Annotated in this window: 21 protein-coding genes and 1 tRNA gene; 13 read left to right on the forward strand and 9 right to left on the reverse strand. The window is 62.9% G+C overall.

Features of this window, described 5'->3' with window-relative positions:
- Positions 1 to 312 precede the first annotated feature (312 nt).
- Positions 313 to 1,611, forward strand: coding sequence for an O-acetylhomoserine aminocarboxypropyltransferase/cysteine synthase family protein (locus ACYJ11_RS06590; RefSeq protein ID WP_461647164.1), 1,299 nt, complete (start codon positions 313 to 315; stop codon positions 1,609 to 1,611).
- Between the two features lie 272 nt (positions 1,612 to 1,883).
- Here the strand turns inward: ACYJ11_RS06590 and serB are convergent, their stop codons facing one another.
- A complete protein-coding gene (gene serB, locus ACYJ11_RS06595) occupies positions 1,884 to 2,546 on the reverse strand; it encodes a phosphoserine phosphatase SerB (RefSeq protein ID WP_461647165.1) in 663 nt (220 codons plus the stop codon).
- A 65-nt stretch (positions 2,547 to 2,611) separates the two neighbouring features.
- On the opposite strand from serB, the gene ACYJ11_RS06600 reads away from it, so the two are divergent.
- Positions 2,612 to 3,091 carry a cupin domain-containing protein gene (locus ACYJ11_RS06600; protein WP_188975751.1) on the forward strand — a complete coding sequence of 160 codons (480 nt, stop codon included), beginning with the start codon at positions 2,612 to 2,614 and terminating at the stop codon, positions 3,089 to 3,091.
- On the opposite strand, the gene ACYJ11_RS06605 is transcribed toward ACYJ11_RS06600, so the two are convergent.
- The 3 genes from ACYJ11_RS06605 to ACYJ11_RS06615 all read right to left on the reverse strand — a co-directional run bounded on the left by ACYJ11_RS06605 (position 3,088) and on the right by ACYJ11_RS06615 (position 6,427).
- Complete coding sequence (locus ACYJ11_RS06605; protein WP_461647385.1) at positions 3,088 to 3,237, reverse strand: hypothetical protein; 150 nt, start codon at positions 3,235 to 3,237, stop codon at positions 3,088 to 3,090. The two genes, ACYJ11_RS06600 and ACYJ11_RS06605, sit on opposite strands and share 4 nt — an antisense overlap.
- A gap of 236 nt (positions 3,238 to 3,473) precedes the next feature.
- Positions 3,474 to 4,097: a hypothetical protein gene (locus ACYJ11_RS06610; protein WP_461647166.1), complete on the reverse strand. Its 624-nt coding sequence runs from the start codon at positions 4,095 to 4,097 to the stop codon at positions 3,474 to 3,476.
- A 152-nt stretch (positions 4,098 to 4,249) separates the two neighbouring features.
- The gene (locus ACYJ11_RS06615; RefSeq protein WP_461647167.1) at positions 4,250 to 6,427 is read right to left on the reverse strand and encodes an ATP-dependent DNA helicase; all 2,178 of its coding nucleotides are present in this window, start codon (positions 6,425 to 6,427) and stop codon (positions 4,250 to 4,252) included.
- Between the two features lie 76 nt (positions 6,428 to 6,503).
- Between ACYJ11_RS06615 and ACYJ11_RS06620 the strand changes: the two genes are divergently transcribed.
- Positions 6,504 to 7,256, forward strand: a complete 753-nt coding sequence (locus ACYJ11_RS06620; protein WP_461647168.1) for a hypothetical protein — start codon at positions 6,504 to 6,506, stop codon at positions 7,254 to 7,256.
- Here the strand turns inward: ACYJ11_RS06620 and ACYJ11_RS06625 are convergent.
- On the reverse strand, positions 7,235 to 8,206 hold the full coding sequence (locus ACYJ11_RS06625; protein ID WP_461647169.1) for a cation diffusion facilitator family transporter: 972 nt from the start codon (positions 8,204 to 8,206) through the stop codon (positions 7,235 to 7,237). The genes ACYJ11_RS06620 and ACYJ11_RS06625 overlap by 22 nt on opposite strands.
- Positions 8,207 to 8,272: 66 nt before the next feature.
- On the opposite strand from ACYJ11_RS06625, the gene ACYJ11_RS06630 reads away from it, so the two are divergent.
- Positions 8,273 to 8,782, forward strand: a complete 510-nt coding sequence (locus tag ACYJ11_RS06630) for a metallophosphoesterase (protein WP_461647170.1) — start codon at positions 8,273 to 8,275, stop codon at positions 8,780 to 8,782.
- A gap of 56 nt (positions 8,783 to 8,838) precedes the next feature.
- Here the strand turns inward: ACYJ11_RS06630 and ACYJ11_RS06635 are convergent, their stop codons facing one another.
- Entirely contained in the window at positions 8,839 to 9,522 is a 684-nt protein-coding gene (locus ACYJ11_RS06635; RefSeq protein WP_461647171.1) for an ArsR/SmtB family transcription factor, read from the reverse strand.
- A 159-nt stretch (positions 9,523 to 9,681) separates the two neighbouring features.
- Here ACYJ11_RS06635 and ACYJ11_RS06640 point away from each other — a divergent pair, with 159 nt between their 5' ends.
- From ACYJ11_RS06640 to ACYJ11_RS06650, 3 genes are all read left to right on the forward strand, one after another.
- Positions 9,682 to 9,807, forward strand: a complete 126-nt coding sequence (locus ACYJ11_RS06640) for a DUF7859 family protein (protein ID WP_004590316.1) — start codon at positions 9,682 to 9,684, stop codon at positions 9,805 to 9,807.
- Between the two features lie 43 nt (positions 9,808 to 9,850).
- Positions 9,851 to 10,942: an aminopeptidase gene (locus tag ACYJ11_RS06645; RefSeq protein WP_461647172.1), complete on the forward strand. Its 1,092-nt coding sequence runs from the start codon at positions 9,851 to 9,853 to the stop codon at positions 10,940 to 10,942.
- 84 nt (positions 10,943 to 11,026) lie between these two features.
- A complete protein-coding gene (locus tag ACYJ11_RS06650; RefSeq protein ID WP_461647173.1) occupies positions 11,027 to 11,401 on the forward strand; it encodes a YccF domain-containing protein in 375 nt (124 codons plus the stop codon).
- 3 nt (positions 11,402 to 11,404) lie between these two features.
- Here the strand turns inward: ACYJ11_RS06650 and ACYJ11_RS06655 are convergent, their stop codons facing one another.
- Positions 11,405 to 11,920 (reverse strand): CNNM domain-containing protein, encoded by a 516-nt coding sequence (locus ACYJ11_RS06655; protein ID WP_461647174.1) that lies wholly within the window; start codon positions 11,918 to 11,920, stop codon positions 11,405 to 11,407.
- Between the two features lie 107 nt (positions 11,921 to 12,027).
- On the opposite strand from ACYJ11_RS06655, the gene ACYJ11_RS06660 reads away from it, so the two are divergent.
- The gene (locus ACYJ11_RS06660) at positions 12,028 to 12,357 is read left to right on the forward strand and encodes a DUF7577 domain-containing protein (protein ID WP_461647175.1); all 330 of its coding nucleotides are present in this window, start codon (positions 12,028 to 12,030) and stop codon (positions 12,355 to 12,357) included.
- Here ACYJ11_RS06660 and ACYJ11_RS06665 read toward each other — a convergent pair.
- Both ACYJ11_RS06665 and ACYJ11_RS06670 read right to left on the reverse strand, forming a co-directional pair.
- Positions 12,349 to 13,188 carry a DUF1109 domain-containing protein gene (locus ACYJ11_RS06665; RefSeq protein ID WP_461647176.1) on the reverse strand — a complete coding sequence of 280 codons (840 nt, stop codon included), beginning with the start codon at positions 13,186 to 13,188 and terminating at the stop codon, positions 12,349 to 12,351. The two genes, ACYJ11_RS06660 and ACYJ11_RS06665, sit on opposite strands and share 9 nt — an antisense overlap.
- Before the next feature lie 101 nt (positions 13,189 to 13,289).
- Positions 13,290 to 14,318 (reverse strand): radical SAM protein, encoded by a 1,029-nt coding sequence (locus ACYJ11_RS06670; protein ID WP_461647177.1) that lies wholly within the window; start codon positions 14,316 to 14,318, stop codon positions 13,290 to 13,292.
- A gap of 128 nt (positions 14,319 to 14,446) precedes the next feature.
- Between ACYJ11_RS06670 and ACYJ11_RS06675 the strand changes: the two genes are divergently transcribed.
- The 5 genes from ACYJ11_RS06675 (at position 14,447) to ACYJ11_RS06695 (ending at position 17,931) form a co-directional block, all read left to right on the forward strand.
- Positions 14,447 to 15,808 carry an MFS transporter gene (locus tag ACYJ11_RS06675; RefSeq protein ID WP_461647178.1) on the forward strand — a complete coding sequence of 454 codons (1,362 nt, stop codon included), beginning with the start codon at positions 14,447 to 14,449 and terminating at the stop codon, positions 15,806 to 15,808.
- 25 nt (positions 15,809 to 15,833) lie between these two features.
- Positions 15,834 to 16,334 carry a phosphate-starvation-inducible PsiE family protein gene (locus ACYJ11_RS06680; RefSeq protein ID WP_170096571.1) on the forward strand — a complete coding sequence of 167 codons (501 nt, stop codon included), beginning with the start codon at positions 15,834 to 15,836 and terminating at the stop codon, positions 16,332 to 16,334.
- Between the two features lie 44 nt (positions 16,335 to 16,378).
- Positions 16,379 to 17,476 (forward strand): DUF373 family protein, encoded by a 1,098-nt coding sequence (locus ACYJ11_RS06685; protein ID WP_421640686.1) that lies wholly within the window; start codon positions 16,379 to 16,381, stop codon positions 17,474 to 17,476.
- Positions 17,476 to 17,772 (forward strand): hypothetical protein, encoded by a 297-nt coding sequence (locus ACYJ11_RS06690; protein ID WP_188975779.1) that lies wholly within the window; start codon positions 17,476 to 17,478, stop codon positions 17,770 to 17,772. Before ACYJ11_RS06685 ends, ACYJ11_RS06690 begins: the two co-directional genes overlap by 1 nt.
- Before the next feature lie 54 nt (positions 17,773 to 17,826).
- Positions 17,827 to 17,931, forward strand: a tRNA-Arg gene (locus tag ACYJ11_RS06695).
- The last annotated feature ends 64 nt before the right edge of the window (positions 17,932 to 17,995 follow it).

Raw genomic sequence — 17,995 nt, forward strand, 5'->3', positions numbered from 1 at the left:
GGACACTCACTTCGTTCGCGTCCGGGGAAACCGCTCGCCATGGGCGAGCGGTATGCTTCCCAATCGTGTCTCTCTGTGACTGACGCAGGCCTGCCCTCCCCCGGGTCGCTCGGGCGCGACGGTCGTCGCACCACTCGCTCCTGGCCGGATAACTCGTCTACTTGTTCTTCTAGAAGCGCGAGAGCGGCTCCATTCGGTCTACTATACCCGAACCTGTTTGGAAACGGCGCGAAGAATCACCGGTATCTCGTAGCAGTGGCGGGCCTCACCGATTGAGGCGCAATTAAGACCCATCCGGTAAAAGGAGAGAGTATGAGTGACGACCAAAATCACGGATTCGAAACCGACGCGCTGCACGTCGGGCAGGAAGAGCCGGACGCTGAGGCTCGCTCGCGTGCGCCGCCGCTGTACCAGACCACCTCATACGTCTTCGAGGACGCCGAAGACGCGGCCAAGCAGTTTGCGCTGGAGAAGCCGGGCCACATCTACTCGCGGCTGATGAACCCCACCGTCGGGATGCTCCAGGAGCGGCTGGCTGCGCTGGAGGGTGGCGTCGGCGCGGTCGCCACCGCCTCCGGGATGGCGTCGCTGAACCTCGCGACGTTCCTGCTCGCGGACGTCGGCGACAACGTCGTCACGGCGTCGTCGCTGTACGGCGGGACCTACACCTACTACACCCACACTGCGCCGCGCAACGGCGTCGAGACGCGGTTCGTCGACACGCTCGACTACGACGCCTACGCCGAGGCCATCGACGAAAACACGGCCTATGTCCACTGTGAGACCATCGGGAATCCGTCGCTCGTCACGCCCGACTTCGAGCGCCTCGCCGAGATCGCCCACGACCATGGCGTCCCCTTCTTCGTCGACAACACGTTCGCAACACCGTACCTCTGTAACCCAATCGAACACGGGGCCGACCTCGTCTGGAACTCCACGACGAAGTGGATCCACGGCCACGGCACCACCGTCGGCGGCGTTCTCGTCGACGGGGGCTCCTTCCCGTGGGAGGAACACGCCGACAAGTACCCCGAAATCGCCGGCGACAACCCAGCGTACCACGGCGTCAACTTCCGAGAGCGATTCGAGGACGCGGCCTTCACCTACGCCGCCATCGCCCGCGGCCTCCGTGATCTGGGCTGCCAGCAGTCTCCCTTCGACGCTTGGCAGACAATGCAGGGGCTGGAGACGCTCCCCGCGCGGATGGACCGTCACTGCGACAACGCGATGGGCGTTGCCGAGTTCCTCGACGACCACCCCGAAGTCTCGTGGGTCACCTATCCCGGCCTCGAAGATCACGAAACGCACGACGCCGCCAGCAAGTACCTCGACGGTGGCTACGGCGGCATGATAACGTTCGGACTCGACGCGGGCTACGACGCCGCCCGGGCAACCGTCGAATCGACGGAAATCGCTTCGCTGCTGGCAAACGTCGGTGACGCGAAGACGCTCATCATCCACCCGGCTTCGACCACTCACCAGCAACTCACGGACGAGGAAAAGGCCGCTGCCGGCGTCACCGACGACATGGTTCGCCTCTCTGTCGGCACCGAGTCCGTCGAGGACATCAAGGCCGACCTTGACCAGGCAATCGGGCAGGCCACTCACTGACTGATACGTAGTATTCTATCGGATTTCTGTGGACACGCGCGCTGGAAAGGTGTAATAATTCACCCGTTCGCCAAGGTTATTACGGTAGGAGTTTATGTGTTAAACGAACCGTCGCTGATTGCGAGCACGCGTCGGTTCATGCTCAACCATACTCTGTCATTGGTCCGACAACGATTGCTCGCATCCGTGGGGAGCGTGCCACTCCCCGTTTGTTCTCCGTCTACAGTGCAGCGTACAGACCGGACCAGTGAACGACAAAAACGAAGACGTCGCTACAGGATTTCCTCGGCTTCCAGCAGTTCGTGCAGTTCGTCCATCGTCTCGACCGACGTGTCACACGATTGGGCAACGGCCGGTTTCGGGTCGAAGCCGATAGCCAGATTCGCGACTTCGAGCATCGGCAGATCGTTGGCTCCGTCGCCGACGGCGACAGTCGTGTCCCGGTCTTCGCCAGTGACCGCCGTCACGACCTCCATCGCGTCGTCTTTCGTCCCGGAGATGAGCGGCCCGCGTACTTCGCCGGTCAGCTTTCCATCTTTTACTGGCAGTCGGTTGGCGACGATGGCGTCGACCTCGACCCCCTCCGTTTCGAGTGCAGCCTCGACGCCGCGCTCGAAGCCGCCGGTGAGGATGGCGACGTAGACGCCGGCATCCCGCAGCGCCTTGATGACCTCAGCCGCACCCGGACGCAGGGCGACCTCGTCGAAGGCCGCCTGGGCCTTCTCGTCAGGGAGGCCTTCCAGCAGCGCACACCGCTGCCGGAGACTCTCGGCGTACTCGATCTCGTCGTTCATTGCCCGCTCGGTGATGTCGGCCATGTCCTCGGCCGTCCCGTTCTGGCTTCCCAGCAGGACCGTCATCTCCGAATCGGAGAGCGTCCCGTCGAAGTCGAAGGCAACTAGCATTGCCCGCGAGTTTCGCGTGGAGGGTTTCAAAACATCCGGTTTCCAGTCGAACGATCGGCTCTCTATTTTTGTGTGTCCCCTACTACTGTCTCTTTATGGAGCACGTCTCCGTCGACGAAATTGAACCACAGGCGATGGGTGGCGACGTTGACCGACGCGGGCTTGCGGACCCGCTGGGCACGACCGATGTCGCAATCAACCGGTATGTGCTGGACCCCGGCGAGGCCTTCTCGGGCGGATTACATGCACACCTCGATCAAGAAGAGGTGTTCTACGTCGTCGAGGGCACAGCCACTTTCGAACACCGGACCGACCCTGCCGGCGAGAGCGAGACAGTCACCGTCGGTCCACACGAAGTCGTCCGGTTCGCGCCCGGAGAGTATCAGCAGGGCCGGAACGAAAGCGGCGACCGGGTGGTCGCGCTGGCACTCGGTGCGCCTAGGAATTCGACCGAGAGCCGCGTTGCACAGCCTTGCCCTGACTGTGACAGCGATGTCCTCGCGCTGGAACCGGCCGACGACGGCTTCCTGCTGGTCTGTCCTGACTGTGGTACCGAACTCGAACCGGACCTCTAGACGGTCGTACCCGGGCGACAGGACCGAACTGCAACAGTCGGTGCCACCCGGACACAGGGGTTCGGTGGCGGGCCGTCGTAGGCATCCACATCCTGATAGAAGTTCAGCATCGCGAACTTGAGCTCCTCAGGGCCGATGTCGACCATCTCGCGGCGTTCCTCCGGCCGAAAGTACCACAGGCGACGTAGAGGTACACCTTCATCCCAGCGTACTTTCGTTGTTCACCGCACACTCGGTGCTGTCAGCTATGTTATCAGCCGTGTACATAGGGCCCCAGCAGGACTGTCATCTCCGAAGTGGAACGGGTGCCGGGAAAAGTGAAGACAACTACTATTCCCCCGAATTTAGTGTGCCGGATTTCAGACTATCTGGTTTCGGCTGATCAGCCAACAACACCGAGTGGCACCCCGACGACCCAGTACAGCAAGAGCGCGTACAGTGCGTCGATCCACAGGAACTCAAGCAGGCTAAACAGCATTGATACCAACGCCAGCGGGTAGCCGACGAGCCGTAGCAGGCTGCCGGTCTCGCGAGATCGATCCCATAGTGCGTTTGTCGGGTCCTGATTCGGGAAGGCGTGAGCGGCTACCACGAACCCGGGGTATATTGATGCGAACCAGAGCAATCCATTCTCATCACTGACAGCACCCATCATCTCCAGCCCGACTGCACCGGTGAACAAGACTAGCGCCAGAATCGAGGTGGCAACAAACGGGCCAAGGATGACACCGAACAGTGTCCGGTATTCCGTGACCGCATGATAATTGATGAACTCTTCTAATCGTTCGCCTTCACCGGGCTCCTCCCCGTTAGCGAGGACCCGTGATACTCGCGCCATTGCCTCCTCAGTCTTTTCGATCTCGTCTAGATTTACGTTCTCGTCGACCGCTAACCGTGCTGCTGGGACACTGTACTCCTGATTGAATACGTCCTGGATGATTCCGTTCACGAGTATGCCTGGAAACGTGACGATGTTGAACAGCAGTCCGATAAGCCCAAATACCATTTGTACTCTCCTATATTTTATCAAATATAGGATTTGTATTAAGCTCTATTCCAATATCGACTACCGATAAGCAGATGACTTTGCAGTTACGCTGATACCATAGCAGATTGTCCTGTACCTCCGGGACAAGCTACCTCTGGGCGGTCTGAGGATCAGGGCTTGGGCGGCGGCCCGTCGTAAGCGTCCATGTCCTGATAGAAGTTCAGCATCGCGAACTTGAGCTTCTCGGGGCCGATGTCGACCATCTCGCGGCGTTCCTCCGGGGGAAAGGTCCCGCGGACGGCGTAGTCGTGCATCTCCATCTCGGCGGCCTCCGTGTAGCGCTTGTCGAGTAGGATGCGTGCGCCGAAGTCGTCCGGCGACCGGACGACACGCCCGAGGGCCTGTCTCGTTTTCCGTACTGTCGGAATTTCGACGGCGTAGCGCCAGCCCGCGTCGCCCTCACTATCGCCGAAGGCCACGTCGTAGGCGTCCTGCACGGCGTCCATGCGGTCGTCGAGGTGCGGGTAGGGGACGCCCACGACCACGACGGTCCGGGCATCGTCGCCGTCGTAGCTCACGCCCTCCCCCAGTGTCCCCCACAGCGAGGTGTAGAGAACGCCGTCGTCGCCGTCGGTAAAGGCTTCCCGGAGGTCACGCGCCTGGGTGCCCGGCTTGTCCAGATACCGGGTCGCGCTCACAGCGGTCATGTCGTGGTAGCGCTCGGCCTCGCTGTAGGAGGGACAGAACACGAGCGTGTTCCCGGGCGTGAAGCGGACAATGTCTTCGAGTGTGCGCGCGATGCGCTGCTGGGTCTGTGGGTCGTCCCGTTCGCTGGAAAACAGCGCCGGGCCGTCGACGGCGTAGGTCCGGCGTCGGTCCTCGGGGAACTGCGCGCCGTAGGCCATCGTCACGGGGTCCTCGACGCCGACGACGTTCTCGGTCACGTCGAAGGGGCGGAGCGTGGCGCTCATCAGCACCGCCGCGTGCAGGTCCTCGAACAGGTCGCGGGTGACCTGTTCGGGGATACAGGTGTACAACTCCGCGCGGCCGTACACGTCGTCGGTCGATTCGTCCCGGCGGACGCTGACGACGGGGTACTGGCCAGTCTCGTCCGTCTCGTCGAGCCAGTCGGAGATGAAGCCGGCGGCCTGCAGCGTCTGGCACTCCTTTCTGGTGTCCAGGTCCCCTTCTTTGAACGCCTCTTGGTAGCGGGCGTCGAGGTCCCGCCCGAGGTCCAGTGCGTGGTCCAGTTCCTCGTGGAAGCCGGGGCCGGTGTACCCCTGCAGGAAGGCAAGCGTCAGGTCGTCCTTCCGGTCGTCGTTGGCGATGGTGACGTCGTCCCAGTGCTCGTCGACGGCCGCCCGAGCCCCGAACTCGAAGGAACCCTCGTATGCTTCGACGAGGGCGTCCCGGAACGTCTCGATGACGTTGGCCGCGGCGTCGGTCCGGGCGTCGTCCTCGCCGTCAAGTTCGTCGAGTGCCTGGTCGAGCGTGTTCTCGGTCAGCGTCCGCCGGGCGTGGTCGCGGGCGGCCGACTCGACGTTGTGGGCCTCGTCGAAGACGGCGATGATGTCCTCGGGGTCGCGGCCGATCCAGTGGAAGAACTGCTCGCGGATGGTCGGGTCGAGCAGGTGGTGGTAGTTACAGACGACGAGGTCGACGCCGTCCATCCCCTCTTTCAGCAGTTCGTAGCCACACAGTCCCTGCTGGTGGGCGTACTCGTACACGTCGTCTGGTGTCCGAACGTCGTCGAACAGCCAGGAATAGAACTCGCTGGTGTCGACGGTGAGGTTCCGGTAGTAGTGGTCACAGATCGACCGCTCGGTTTCGATCTCCTCGCGCTCGTCCTGCAGGTCCCGGAGTTCCTCGACGACGGCGTTGCGCGCCTCCATCGCTTCGCTGCTGCCAGCCTGGCCGTCAGAAAGGAGTTCCCCCTCGCGCTGTTCGAGTTCGGCAATATCGCTCTCGACCTCCACCAGATCACGGGTCGTGTCCCGAAGCGCCTGACACTCCTCGTAGTCCACGTCGATGTGACACATCGACCCTTTCCCCCGGAAGACGACCGCTCGCAGGCGTTCCTGATCGGTAATCGCTCTGGCGTCCTCGACGAACTGGCGCATCTGCTGGTGGACGTTCGTCGTGATGACGACGGTCTTGCCCGTCTCTCGGGCGTGTTCCAGCGCGGGGACCAGCGACGCGAGCGTCTTCCCGGTCCCGCAAGCCCCTTCGAACAGCACGTCGCGGCCCTCATCGAGGGCGTCGTATATCGTTCCCATCGCCTCCTGCTGATGGTCGTACGGCTCCTCGAAGGGGAAAAACCGCATGTAGCCGTCGTCCGTCGTTGCCACGTGCCCCGATTGGCCGTTCACCGTCAAAAGGGTTCGCCCCCACAGCTACTTGCCACGAGCGCCCTTCCAGAACTATATGTGGCGCGTCACGCTCGCCGTCGGTATCGCGCTTCTCGCGGGCTGTTCCGGCGTCTTTCCGGCCGGCTCGACGACGGACGGCAGCGACCCGGTGACGCCAGCGCCCGTCCCCACTGACTCGCCGGACGAGACGGTACCGGTTCCGACCAGCGACGGCAGGGTCGACGTGGACCGACTGCTTGAGCGTCATGAGCAGGCGTTGGCGACCCGCAGCTTCCACCGCCATGTCGAACAGGCCGGGCCACAGAACACGCTCGATGTCTGGATCGACCGTCAACGGGGCGTCCAGCGTGTCCGGCGACGGTTCGGTCCGATATCGGACGATGTGGTCCTCGCTGACGGGACGGTGTACACGAACGTCCGCGACGACCCCGATACGCCGTACGCTACCACGCCGGCAACGGAGAACACGTCGCTGGTCGCCTCGCCGGCCGGAGTTGACCTGCTTCGCCAACTCCTGTCGAATACTGCGTATCGAAAGGTAGACTCGGCCAGGTGGCGCGGCCGGCCTGTTGCTGTTCTAGCCGCCACAGAGACGGTCAAGACGTCGACGCCCGGGAACGAATTCGGAGTCGGGCGGTCGCAGCTGTACGTCGACCGACAGGGGATAATTAGACACGTCGAACACACTGAACAGCGCCCGGAGCGGCCGGATCTCGACACGACGATGACGGTAACAACTGATATCGACCGCGTCCCGATTCCGTGGTGGCTCGAAGAGAGCGACCCTTACAGTTCCGGCTCGACGTAGATTTTCCTGATGTCGCCGTTGGCGTCATGCATCGCCGATTCCAGCGCCGTTATCTCGTCGTCTATCGACTCCGTGTCCAGCGCCGGGTCGAACTGCAGGTCCGCGAAGACGACGACCTCGTTCGGGCCGAAGTAGACCGTCCGGAAGCCGATGATCTCGTCTACGTGTTCGTTCTGCATGACGACATCACGGAGGCGCTGTTCCTCGTCCGCCGGGAGGCTCTCCCCCAGCAGGAGGCGCTTGTTCTCCCAGGCAAGCGCCAGGGCGAAGCCCATCAGCATAATCCCGATGAGCAGGGCGGAGATCCGGTCGAAGAAGGGGTTGCCGGTTTGTTGCTCGAGGAACAGGCCGACCAGCGCGATGACGATCCCTGTGAGTGCGATGGTGTCCTCTGTCAGCGCAGTTAGCGTGGTCACGTCGCTGGTCTTGCGGAACGCCTCGCGGTAGCCCGACCAGTCGTTTCGGTCGATCTGTTTTTTTATTTCCGCACGGGCCTTGACGAACGCGTACGTCTCGAAGGCGAACGCGCCGAGAAGGACGGTGTAGTTGACCCACACCGGGTCAAGCCAGGCCGGGGGCTGGAAGGAGAAAAACAGGAACTCGACCGCCTCACCGGCGTGTCCACCGCCGCCGTGGCCACCGGCCATGAGCTCGTTCCAGCCGTGTTTCGCGCTCTCCCACCCGGCAATCCCGAACAGGAATACGGAGACAAGAAAACTGTAGAAGAACTGTGCCTTCCCGTACCCGAAGGGATGTTGACGGTCCCGCTCCCGCTCGCTGAACCGAATCCCGATAAGCAGAAACACCTGATTCCCGGTGTCTGAGATGCTGTGGTACGTCTCCGACAGCATCGCAGCACTCCCTGTCAGGAGGAAGCCAAAGAACTTCAGGATCGCAATCGCGCCGTTGGCTATCAGTGCGGCGATGACGACTGATTTGCTCCCTGCCATTATTTTTCCGTCACGACCGTGACGCAAAATGCTTCTGGATTTATATCTGGCTCCACTACTGCCGGTATGCTCACTGCTATCTCGGACACGCACGGGACCGACGACCATCGGCTAACAGGTCGGACGCTCGATGCCGTGCGGGAAGCCGACCACGTTCTTCACGCGGGTGATTTCACGACCGAGCGAGTCCTCGATGCCATCGGAGCTGAATGCAACGAACTGACGGGCGTTATTGGGAACAACGACAGACCGGCAGTTCGTGACCGACTCCCGGACGTTGCGACCGTCTCCTGGGAAGGACTCACCATCGTCATCGTTCACGGGCATGAGCACACCGAAACCGCCCTTGGGATGCTGGCTCGACAGGAAGAGGCCGATATCGTCGTTGTCGGTCACTCACACAAACCCGTACTGGCCGACTTCGGCGGCTGGACGCTGGTCAACCCGGGGAGCTACGCCGACCCGCGGCGCTACCAGCCGGCCCACGCGGAACTGGACGTGATGGCTGGTGACGTTCGCGTCCGTCTCCGCTCCCCGGACGGGACACCGATCTCGACGGCTATCGTCGAGCGGTAAGACAGTAACACAGTAATTTCCGTCAAAACTCACGTCACAGTGAATCGAATCCGCGGCTACTGCCGCATATACCACAGCGCCGCCATCCCTGCGATGACAAATGCGCCGCCGGCGAAGAACGCTAACCCCGGCGGAATCACAGCAGCAGCGGCTTCGGCACCGCCCTGTGCGGCGGTATCGAGTGCGCCCGCAGTAGCCTCGAAGCCGCCGTCGGTCACAGTCGCGTTCTCGGCGTAGAAACTCGGGTCCCGGGCTCCAGTGTCCGCACTCCCGGTCGACACTGCCGGGCCGCCGAACAGCGACCCAAGCCCGCCCCCGAATATCTGCTGGACCAGCAGGCTGGCGAAGCCGATGATCGCGAGACCGCCGATTATGTTCGCTAGCGCCGCCCGCAGTCCCGACGTCTCCTGTTCGTCACCGGCACAGATCACGAGTGGCTGGTTGGCCGGCGCGAACACGTCCATCTCACGGCCCTTCTCGGAGTACGCCGTGTCGACGACCTCGACCGCACCGGCGTTCTTGAGTTTCTTCAGGTGGTACTGGGCGTTTTGCAGCGACGTATCCACCCGGTCGGCTAGCTCTGACGGCGGTGCTGGCTCCTTGTTTAGCTCTGACAGTAAGTTACGCGCTGTCTCTGCCGAGAGTGCCGACAGCACGTCGTCCGCGTCATCACTGTCGACACCAATAACTCGGGGTTCGGCGTCCGGGGTCGCCGGGTCCCGAGAGGGCAGCAACGACATGACTATCTGTATGTTCTATGGGATTATGAGTCTTTGCCAAAGCACAGTGGTCGTTGTAGCTATCGGTCAAACCCGTATTTTACCCTCCAATATCGTCCGGTAGACGCCCGAAGGCGCGACTCCCGAAAGGACTTTGATGGCGGCTCGACAACCGCCGGTATGGCTGACCTGCTCACGTACGCGCTCCTCGCTGCTGTGCTCCTGTTTTTCTTTTTCATGTATCTGATGCTCCGGCGGACCTTCCAGGGATTCAAAGAAGGGCTCCAGCAGAGCAAGAAGAAGTAGCCGGGAGGGTAACGATTAGGGGCCGTCGGTGGTGCCTATCTGTATGGACCCACGTATTCGGGAACATGCCGAAGTCATTGTTGATCATTCTATCGACCTGAGCGAAGGCGACAACCTCGTTATTGACGCCCACCCGCAGGCTGCGGATCTCGTGACCGCGCTACATGAGTTCGCCGCCGACCGCGGCGCGAACCCGCTTGTCGTGCAGGATCGCCTCGGCGAGCGGTTCCGCCGCGCCTACCTCCGCAACCGGGACGAGTTCGAGACGCCCAGCCACATCGAGGCACTGTACGAGGAGATGGACGCGTACATCGCCATCAAGGGCAGCGACAACGTCACCGAGACCAGCGACGTCGACCCCGAAACGACGGCCGCCTATCAGCAGTCCCAGCAGCCGCTCCTGAACGAACGACTCTCGAAGACCTGGTGTCTCACACAGTACCCCGCGCCCGCGAACGCCCAGCTCGCCCAAACCTCCACGGAGGGGTACGAGAACTTCGTCTGGGACGCCGTCCTCAAAGACTGGGACGCCGTCCGCGAGCACCAGTCGCAGATGGTCGAGATTCTGGACCCCGCGGAGGAGGTCCGCATCGTCTCCGGAGAGACGACCGACGTGACGATGTCTATCGCCGGCAACGAGACGCTCAACGACTACGGTAAAAAGAACCTCCCCGGTGGCGAGGTGTTCACTGCGCCAGTCCCCGACAGCGTCGAGGGCGAGGTGCTGTTCGACAAGCCGCTGTACCACCAGGGCCGGGAAGTGACTGATGTCTTCCTCCGCTTCGAGGGTGGCGAGGTCGTCGAGCACAGCGCCGCCAAGAACGAGGACCTCCTTAGCGAAGTGCTGTCGACTGATGACGGTGCGAGCCGACTCGGCGAACTGGGTATCGGGATGAACCGCGATATCGACCAGTTCTCCTACAATATGCTGTTCGATGAAAAGATGGGCGACACCGTTCATATGGCAGTAGGGCGAGCCTACGACGAGACTGTCGGCGAGGACAACGAGCAAAACGAGTCGGCCGTCCACGTCGACATGATCGTCGACATGAGCGAGGACTCGTTCATCGAAGTCGACGGCGAAGTCGTCCAGCGGAACGGGACGTTCGTCTTCGAAGACGGGTTCGAAGCGTAACGCTGGATCTCCCGTTACTGGCTCGATTTCTGTCCTCACACCTCGGACAGGAAGCTTATCATGCCGGCCGGGGTAGGTTCAGGTATGAGTGAACAGCGGTCCCTCCTCGTTCGGGCGGTGTGGTTCCTGCTCGTTGGCTGGTGGGTGACCGGTATCTGGCTCTCGGTCGCGTGGTTCCTGAACGTCACAATCATCGGCCTCCCGTTCGGCATCAAGATGATAAACAAGGTCCCGCTGGTGCTGACGCTCAAGCGACGTGACCGGCTCGTCACGGAGAGTGACGGCGGCTCGCAGCACTCACTGCTCGTCCGCGCGGTCTGGTTCGTCTTCGTCGGCTGGTGGGCCAGTGGCGTCTGGACCGGCGTCGCGTACGCGCTTTCTCTAACAATCGTCGGCCTGCCGCTGGCGATCTGGATGTACAATAGACTCCCCTTCGTCGTTTCGCTGTACCAGTACTGACGATCAGTCCAGATACGGCTTCTCGATGTCGGTTTCGACGGGAATGAGGGCGTTTATGCGACTGGTGATCCCGTCGAACAACGTGATAAGCGGGGAGAGGGCGCGCTCGACGATTCGGACCGGCGATGCGACAGTCAGCGCCCACGCCTGTGCGTTGCCGAGGCCGAACGCCTTCGGCACGATTTCGCCGAAAATCAGGATGAGGAAGCTCGTCACGACCGTGGTTGCAACGACCGCCGGCCCCGGGGAGAGATAGCTCGCGACGAGGACGGTGATGATGCTCGAAATCGCGATGTTGACGATGTTGTTGCCGACCAGCAGCGTCACCAGCAGGCGGTGTGGATTATCGTACAGTTCCTGCAGCACCTGTGCCCGTCGCTCCCCCGTCGCCGCCTGCTGTGCGATCCAGTCTTTCTGTAGCGAAAACACCGCTATCTCCGAACTGGAAAAGAACGCGCTCAATCCGAGAAGCACGACCACTGCGAGTCCGCCACCGACTGCTACGATAGGGCCACTCATACCCTGCCTTCAGCGAGACGAAGGAAGAAGGCGGCGACGCGGCCTGTCTGCTTGCGAGCCAACGGATGCGGCGAAGGATACTCGACGCTCCAGCCCATTGTTATCATATGCCACTTAGCCAGGTGGAACTGGCGTTACGCGTCATCGCCGGCCTGTTCGTCATCGTCGCACCGACGCTGCTGTTTCTGGGGCTGTGGCGCGGCCTCGAAGCGATGCGTGACGACGAACTCATCCAGCAGGCCCACCAGCGCACCGAGATGCGGGAGCAGTCGCCGACCGGCCCCGACTGGCCGGCCGACGCCCTCACCGACGACAGGGTGTCACTGCTGTCTGAAACCAATATGTCGGTCGTGACCTGTGGCACCTGCGGCACGCCGAACATGCAAGACGCCACCTACTGTCAGGAATGTCTCACAGAACTGGAGCAGTCAGTCTAACGTGTCGCTCCCGTCGACCTGGATCGCTATCGTCGGCTCGGAGCGCTCCGCGCTGCAGTCGATGTCTCGCTCGACGGCGTACGTTACCTGTCCGGTACGGTTCGTGTCCAGTCGGAACTCGCCCGTAATCGCGTAGGACTTCGTGGTCGACCCAGCGAGCGTATCTTCGTCCCAGTCCCTGTCCACGTCCACCCACACGTCCTCCCGGGAGTCCTCGGCAGGTCCGACCAGACAGCCCGAGACAGTCGGGGGGTCGAGCGCTCGCAGGAACGGTGACGGGTTCGAAGCGGCAACCGTTCCGATCTCCCTGCTGACGGGCGGGTACTCGCCACCTTTCTGCTCCGGCTCCGGGACCGACACGGTGACCGACTCGTTTGTCTGCACGTCGTATGTCACCCCGCCGCTGAGCGCGTCGGCTCCCACGAGTACGGCGCTCACGATGAGGAGGCCGCCGAGGGCGGCCGCCGCCGTTCGCCGTGACGGTGTCGGAATCCCTGCCCGGAGCGCGTAGCCGAGCCCGACGAACAGCCCCGCAGATATGGCGAGCAACAGGAACGTGCCCGTCTCGCCGGGCGAATACCGAACGACGACGTAGCCGACGAACACGACGTAGGTCACGCCGCTGAGAGCGAAGGCGACGACGTCGAGCACGTCCCGTTCGAGGGCCACACCTGCAACGAACAGCACAACAAAGCCAAGCAACAGCAGCGCCGCTTTCACCGTTATCGAGAGGTCGAACACGACATCACGGACGAAATACAGGAGCGCCGCCGCGGCGAACAGGACACCAAGTGCATACAGGAGTTTGCCACTGTCGATGGCAAGGCGCATGGAGGGTCACCGACATTTCTCTGAGGTGAGACATAAAGCCACGGCCGGACAGTACAGGCCCGCGAATTGTGGCAATCGAGAAGACAAACCGAACTGGGGCGCTAGTCGTCGGCCGTCGCTCGGCCGGCGTCAGCACCGTTCGACAGCGGTGTCCGTTCAACGACTGTCCCGTCGTAGGTCGGGTACTGCTCGACGATTTCGCCCTTCTCCACGTCGCCCTCCTCGACCATCTCTTCGAGCAGCCACCAGGCCAGTTCGACGTGGTCGGATTTGACGGTGTAGTACCCTTCGGGAACGCCGAGGGTTTCGAGTCGGGCCTCGGAGGTCCACGCCTTCCCGTAGACGAGCGTCCCGTCGTCGGTCACGTCGTCGAACGGGCGGCGGATGTTACGAGCCATCCGCTTGAGCCGCGAGCGGTGCTGGGCGGCGTCCTTGAACACGCTCGTACAGAAGTACACCTTCTCGTGGTCGCCCATCGTCTCCAGGATGTCGTGGGAGCCCTCGACTGCGCTCATGTGGTCCTCTTTCAGCTCGAAGCCCTCCTCCTGCATCCGGCGGTAGTTCCCGTCGGACATCTCGAACTCGTTGATGTTACAGAAGTCGGCTGCGCCCTCGTCGAGGAATTCGAGGAACTCCTCCTCGGCGCGGATGCCGGGGATCTCGAAGGCCGGCGTCAGTCCTTCTTCGCGGGCGATATAGAGGATGTCCTCCCACTCGGTGCCGTGGAGGTCGCCCCACTGCTCCAGCGGCGGGTGGAAGCGGATCTCGTCGAGGCCGGCTTCCGAGAGTCGGCGCATGTTCTCGCGGCCGCCGGGGATTCCGGTGTATAGGTGCGTGTGGTGATCCTCGCCGAACTCGTCTTTCAGCAGTTCTAAATAGTGACAGGTCCGGTCGAGGACTTCCTGGGGTTCGCCACCCGTGATTGAGGTGCCCAGCGCGCTCATGCGCTTGGCTTCCTCGATAACGTCCGAGTCGTCCTCGATGGGACGCTCGTTGGCGTACATCTGGGTGACGTTCTTGCGGTTTTCCCCGAGGGGACAGTAGAAGCAGTCTCGCTGATCGCAGTAGCCGTAGACGAACAGCACCATCTTGCCGCCTTTGGCGCACTGTTCGCAGCCCTCGGAAATCATTGTCTCTAGCCACCGCTCCCAGCGGGAAAAAGCGTGCGCATCGCGTTCGGCGTGTGACTGGGCGACACGGGCTACCGCAGGCCGTGTCGCCCCGGGTGCTTATCGGGGTCCCAGACACAGGGGCTGGTATGACAGACACTGGGACCGGGATTACCGGGTCCCGCCGCCGTCGCGGCCTCGCGGTCGTCTTCTTCGTCGTCTTTCTAGACCTGCTGGGCTTCGGTATCATCATCCCCATCCTCCCGTATTACACCCGTTCGTTCCCGGGCGGGACGGAGTTCGTCATCGGGCTGCTGGCGGCCTCGTACTCTGCGATGCAGTTCGTGTTCGCACCGCTTCTGGGGTCGCTGTCGGATCGCGTTGGCCGCCGTCCGGTGCTGGTCGTGTCGCTGTGTGGCTCCGTCGTTGCGTGGACGGTGTTCGGGCTGGCCGACGCGCTGTGGCTCCTGTTCCTGTCCCGGCTGCTGGCCGGCGCGATGGGCGGGAACCTCTCGACGGCTCAGGCCTACGTCGCCGACGTGACGCCGCCGGAGCGCCGGGCTGCAGCCTTGGGGTTCATCGGAGCCGCCTTCGGCCTTGGCTTCATCTTCGGCCCCGGAATCGGCGCGGTGTTGAGCTTCGACGCCACGGTCGCAGTCGTCGATGGGCTGTTGCCGGCGGCTGTGCCTATTACCCGGTTCTCGCTCCCGAGCTTCGCCGCCGCGGCCGCAAGTCTTGCCGGCGTGCTCGTTGCCCTGCTCTTTCTCCCCGAGTCACGAACCGTCTCTGAGTCCGCGGGTGCGACCACCACCGAACGTACCTCGTCGATCACCCAACTCCGCACGGCAGTGGCGACACCCGGCCTCCGACCACTGCTTCTGGCCTTCTTCCTCGTCTCCTTCGCCTTCTCGGGCGTTCAGGTGATGTTTGTCCCCTACGTCGCCGACATCTACGGCTACACGGCCGCCCAGAGCGCGCTCCTATTGACCTACATCGGCGTCCTCGCGGTCATCACGCAGGGGGTGCTGGTCGGCCGGCTCTCGGCCCGCTACAGCCCGGTTCGGCTCTCGCTGTTCGGGACCGGGCTGCTCGTCGTCGGCGTCGGTGCCATTCCGGCTTCGCGGCTCCTCGGTTCGGCCCTTCCCGACCTGACCGGACTTGCTCCGTTCTTCACCGCTGATCTGCTCGGTCTCTTGCTCGTGTTGACGCTGCTGCCGCTTGGCAACGGTATCCTCTCGGTGACGTTGACGGCGCTCGTCTCCCAACGAGCCAGCGCCGCTCTCCAGGGGAGCGCCTTCGGTATCACGCAGGGCGCTGGCAGCTTGGCCCGGACCGTCGGTCCGCCGGTCATGGGCGGGCTGTACTTCGCCGTCGGCTACTGGTCGCCCTTCGTTGTCGGGAGCGTACTGCTGCTCCCGGTTCTGTGGCTCGTCTCCCGACTGGGCGTGACACAGGAGGCGTACGAGACCCGGCCGGCGGACCCGGGCCACGCCAGATGGGGACCGCTTTGAATGGGCTGGCGTCCGTTCTATGCGTATGGATGACGAGGAGACCGACCCCGTGGGCGGGCCACTGCCGGAAGCGGAGTCGTTCGACGACAGGGTGCTGGGGGTCAGCGAGTCGCTCATCCGGTACGTCGAGGTCATCGCGGCGCTGGTACTGGTTCTCCTCTTTGCTATCGGCGTCTTCGATCTGACTCTCCAGATATTCCAGAGCGCGCTTCGTGGCGATATCACCGACCCGCTGGTCGTCGTCGGCTTCATCGACACGGCCCTCCTCCTCTTTATTATTGTCGAGGTGTACCAAACCGTCGTCGCGTACACGCAGGAAAGCGAGACGCGCCGCATCGTCCGCCTGGTCATCTATACGGGCGTCATCGCGATGGTTCGGAAAGCCATCATCTTCCGCACCGGCGAGTACAGCTCCGAACAGGCCGCGCTCACCGCTGCCGCAGCCTACACGCTCATTATTCTTGGACTCGCGGCGCTGTTGCTCGTCGAGCGTCGGACCCGCGGGACGCTGCCGGAATCAGGGTAAACGGTCCCGAAAGAAGTTAAACACAGACGGCGTAGCGCCGGTAGATGCTGCTGGTGCTGTGTATCGACCTCGACGACGATCTCGGCCGCAAGACCGGCATCGACACCCCCGTCATCGGGCGTGATGCCGTCGTAGACGCAGCGGTGGCGCTGGCTTCCAACGACCCGGAGGACTCCGACGTGAACGTCCTGTTCGAGGGCGTCCACATCTACGACGACATCACCGACGAACCGGTCGAAGTCGCGGCCGTCACCGGTGTCGACGGAAGCGACGTCGCCGCCAACCGAGCAGTCGGCGAGGAGGTCGATACCGTTCTCGCATCGCTGGCGGCCAGCGAGGACGTACGGGCGCTCATCGTCACCGACGGCGCACAGGACGAATCGGTGGTCCCCGTCATCCGCTCTCGGGTCCGCATCGACGGCGTCCGCCGCGTCGTCGTCCGGCAGGCCCAGAACCTCGAATCGATGTACTACACGATCAAGCAGGTGCTCGACGACCCGGAGACCCGCGGGACGATACTGGTTCCGCTGGGTATCCTCCTGCTGATTTACCCGCTGACGATCGCCATCGAAGCACTGGGCTACCCCGGCTCCGCGCTGGGTGTCATCTCCGGCCTGCTCGGCCTCTATATCCTCGCCCGGGGCCTCGGCGCTGAGAAGATACTTGACGAAGCGGTCGAGCGGACGACGTCTGGACTGTACGCCGGGCGCGTGACAATCATCACCTACGTCGTCGCGGCCGCACTGCTCGCTATCGGCGGTGTCAGCGGTGTGCAGGAACTCGAACGGCAAACGGACCCTGACGCACTGGAAGTCATCGCGTCGCTGGTATCGGGCGCGATTCAGTGGTTCGCTGCCGCCGGCATCACCTCCAGCCTCGGCCGGGTAACCGACGAGTACCTCGACGGCAGCTTCCGCTGGCGATATCTCAACGCACCCTTCTATGTCCTATCGATTGCCGCCGTGTTGCACGCCGTCAGCGCCTTCTTCCTCGGGGTTCGTGACCTGGAGTACCTCGCGGTGATGCTCACCGGCGGGACCCTGCTCGGTCTGGTCAGTACGCTGGCCTTCGCCGTCGCGGAGGCCCGCTTCGACCACCCCGAACAGCACAATCAAGGCCCCGGCGGTCCCTCCTCCGAGTGATGTACGTCTCCCGTGCCGTCGAGAGTCTTCGCGCGGACCCTATCGAAGGTGAGCCCGTCGACCTAGTTCTCGAAACGGCCGACGATGCTGCCCCCGAGCGTGTCGCCGCGGCCGCGGAGGCCGCCGGCGCGACCGTCGAGCGCCACCTCCAGTTCGACGATCTGCTGGTCTCGACCACACAGGACGAAATCGACGCCCTCTGTGAGCTGGACGGACTGACGGCGATTCAGACCGGCAACGTGAACGCCATCACGACGGCTGACGATGTCGAGGAAGACCTCGACCGCGATGGTTGAGCGGCGACCGTGTTCCGCACTTCTTTTGTCACCACCGGAAGTACACGACAGCGAGGGCACGTAGCTCAGTCCGGATAGAGCGTCGGACTTCTATCCCCGCTGGCTGTGCCACTGGGGGAAGATATCCGACGGTCGTGGGTTCGAATCCCACCGTGCCCGTGAAGCCGCTGAACGATAGTGAAGCGTGCTGAATCGCAGCATGCAGGCGATTCGAACTACGCGA

Source organism: Haloarcula sp. H-GB5 (genome assembly GCF_054850705.1).

What these genes read in the sequence shown, in the direction of transcription:
- ACYJ11_RS06620 (WP_461647168.1), top strand. Translation starts at nt 6,504, where the DNA reads ATGTGGCGCGTCACGCTCGCCGTCGGTATCGCGCTTCTCGCGGGCTGT.
- ACYJ11_RS06610 (WP_461647166.1), bottom strand. Translation starts at nt 4,097, where the DNA reads ATGGTATTTGGGCTTATCGGACTGCTGTTCAACATCGTCACGTTTCCA.
- ACYJ11_RS06670 (WP_461647177.1), bottom strand. Translation starts at nt 14,318, where the DNA reads ATGATTTCCGAGGGCTGCGAACAGTGCGCCAAAGGCGGCAAGATGGTG.
- ACYJ11_RS06660 (WP_461647175.1), top strand. Translation starts at nt 12,028, where the DNA reads ATGCCACTTAGCCAGGTGGAACTGGCGTTACGCGTCATCGCCGGCCTG.
- ACYJ11_RS06685 (WP_421640686.1), top strand. Translation starts at nt 16,379, where the DNA reads ATGCTGCTGGTGCTGTGTATCGACCTCGACGACGATCTCGGCCGCAAG.
- ACYJ11_RS06680 (WP_170096571.1), top strand. Translation starts at nt 15,834, where the DNA reads ATGGATGACGAGGAGACCGACCCCGTGGGCGGGCCACTGCCGGAAGCG.
- ACYJ11_RS06590 (WP_461647164.1), top strand. Translation starts at nt 313, where the DNA reads ATGAGTGACGACCAAAATCACGGATTCGAAACCGACGCGCTGCACGTC.
- ACYJ11_RS06625 (WP_461647169.1), bottom strand. Translation starts at nt 8,206, where the DNA reads ATGGCAGGGAGCAAATCAGTCGTCATCGCCGCACTGATAGCCAACGGC.
- ACYJ11_RS06655 (WP_461647174.1), bottom strand. Translation starts at nt 11,920, where the DNA reads ATGAGTGGCCCTATCGTAGCAGTCGGTGGCGGACTCGCAGTGGTCGTG.
- ACYJ11_RS06690 (WP_188975779.1), top strand. Translation starts at nt 17,476, where the DNA reads ATGTACGTCTCCCGTGCCGTCGAGAGTCTTCGCGCGGACCCTATCGAA.
- ACYJ11_RS06630 (WP_461647170.1), top strand. Translation starts at nt 8,273, where the DNA reads ATGCTCACTGCTATCTCGGACACGCACGGGACCGACGACCATCGGCTA.
- ACYJ11_RS06675 (WP_461647178.1), top strand. Translation starts at nt 14,447, where the DNA reads ATGACAGACACTGGGACCGGGATTACCGGGTCCCGCCGCCGTCGCGGC.
- ACYJ11_RS06635 (WP_461647171.1), bottom strand. Translation starts at nt 9,522, where the DNA reads ATGTCGTTGCTGCCCTCTCGGGACCCGGCGACCCCGGACGCCGAACCC.
- ACYJ11_RS06600 (WP_188975751.1), top strand. Translation starts at nt 2,612, where the DNA reads ATGGAGCACGTCTCCGTCGACGAAATTGAACCACAGGCGATGGGTGGC.
- ACYJ11_RS06645 (WP_461647172.1), top strand. Translation starts at nt 9,851, where the DNA reads ATGGACCCACGTATTCGGGAACATGCCGAAGTCATTGTTGATCATTCT.
- ACYJ11_RS06650 (WP_461647173.1), top strand. Translation starts at nt 11,027, where the DNA reads ATGAGTGAACAGCGGTCCCTCCTCGTTCGGGCGGTGTGGTTCCTGCTC.
- ACYJ11_RS06605 (WP_461647385.1), bottom strand. Translation starts at nt 3,237, where the DNA reads ATGGTCGACATCGGCCCTGAGGAGCTCAAGTTCGCGATGCTGAACTTC.
- ACYJ11_RS06640 (WP_004590316.1), top strand. Translation starts at nt 9,682, where the DNA reads ATGGCTGACCTGCTCACGTACGCGCTCCTCGCTGCTGTGCTCCTGTTT.
- ACYJ11_RS06665 (WP_461647176.1), bottom strand. Translation starts at nt 13,188, where the DNA reads ATGCGCCTTGCCATCGACAGTGGCAAACTCCTGTATGCACTTGGTGTC.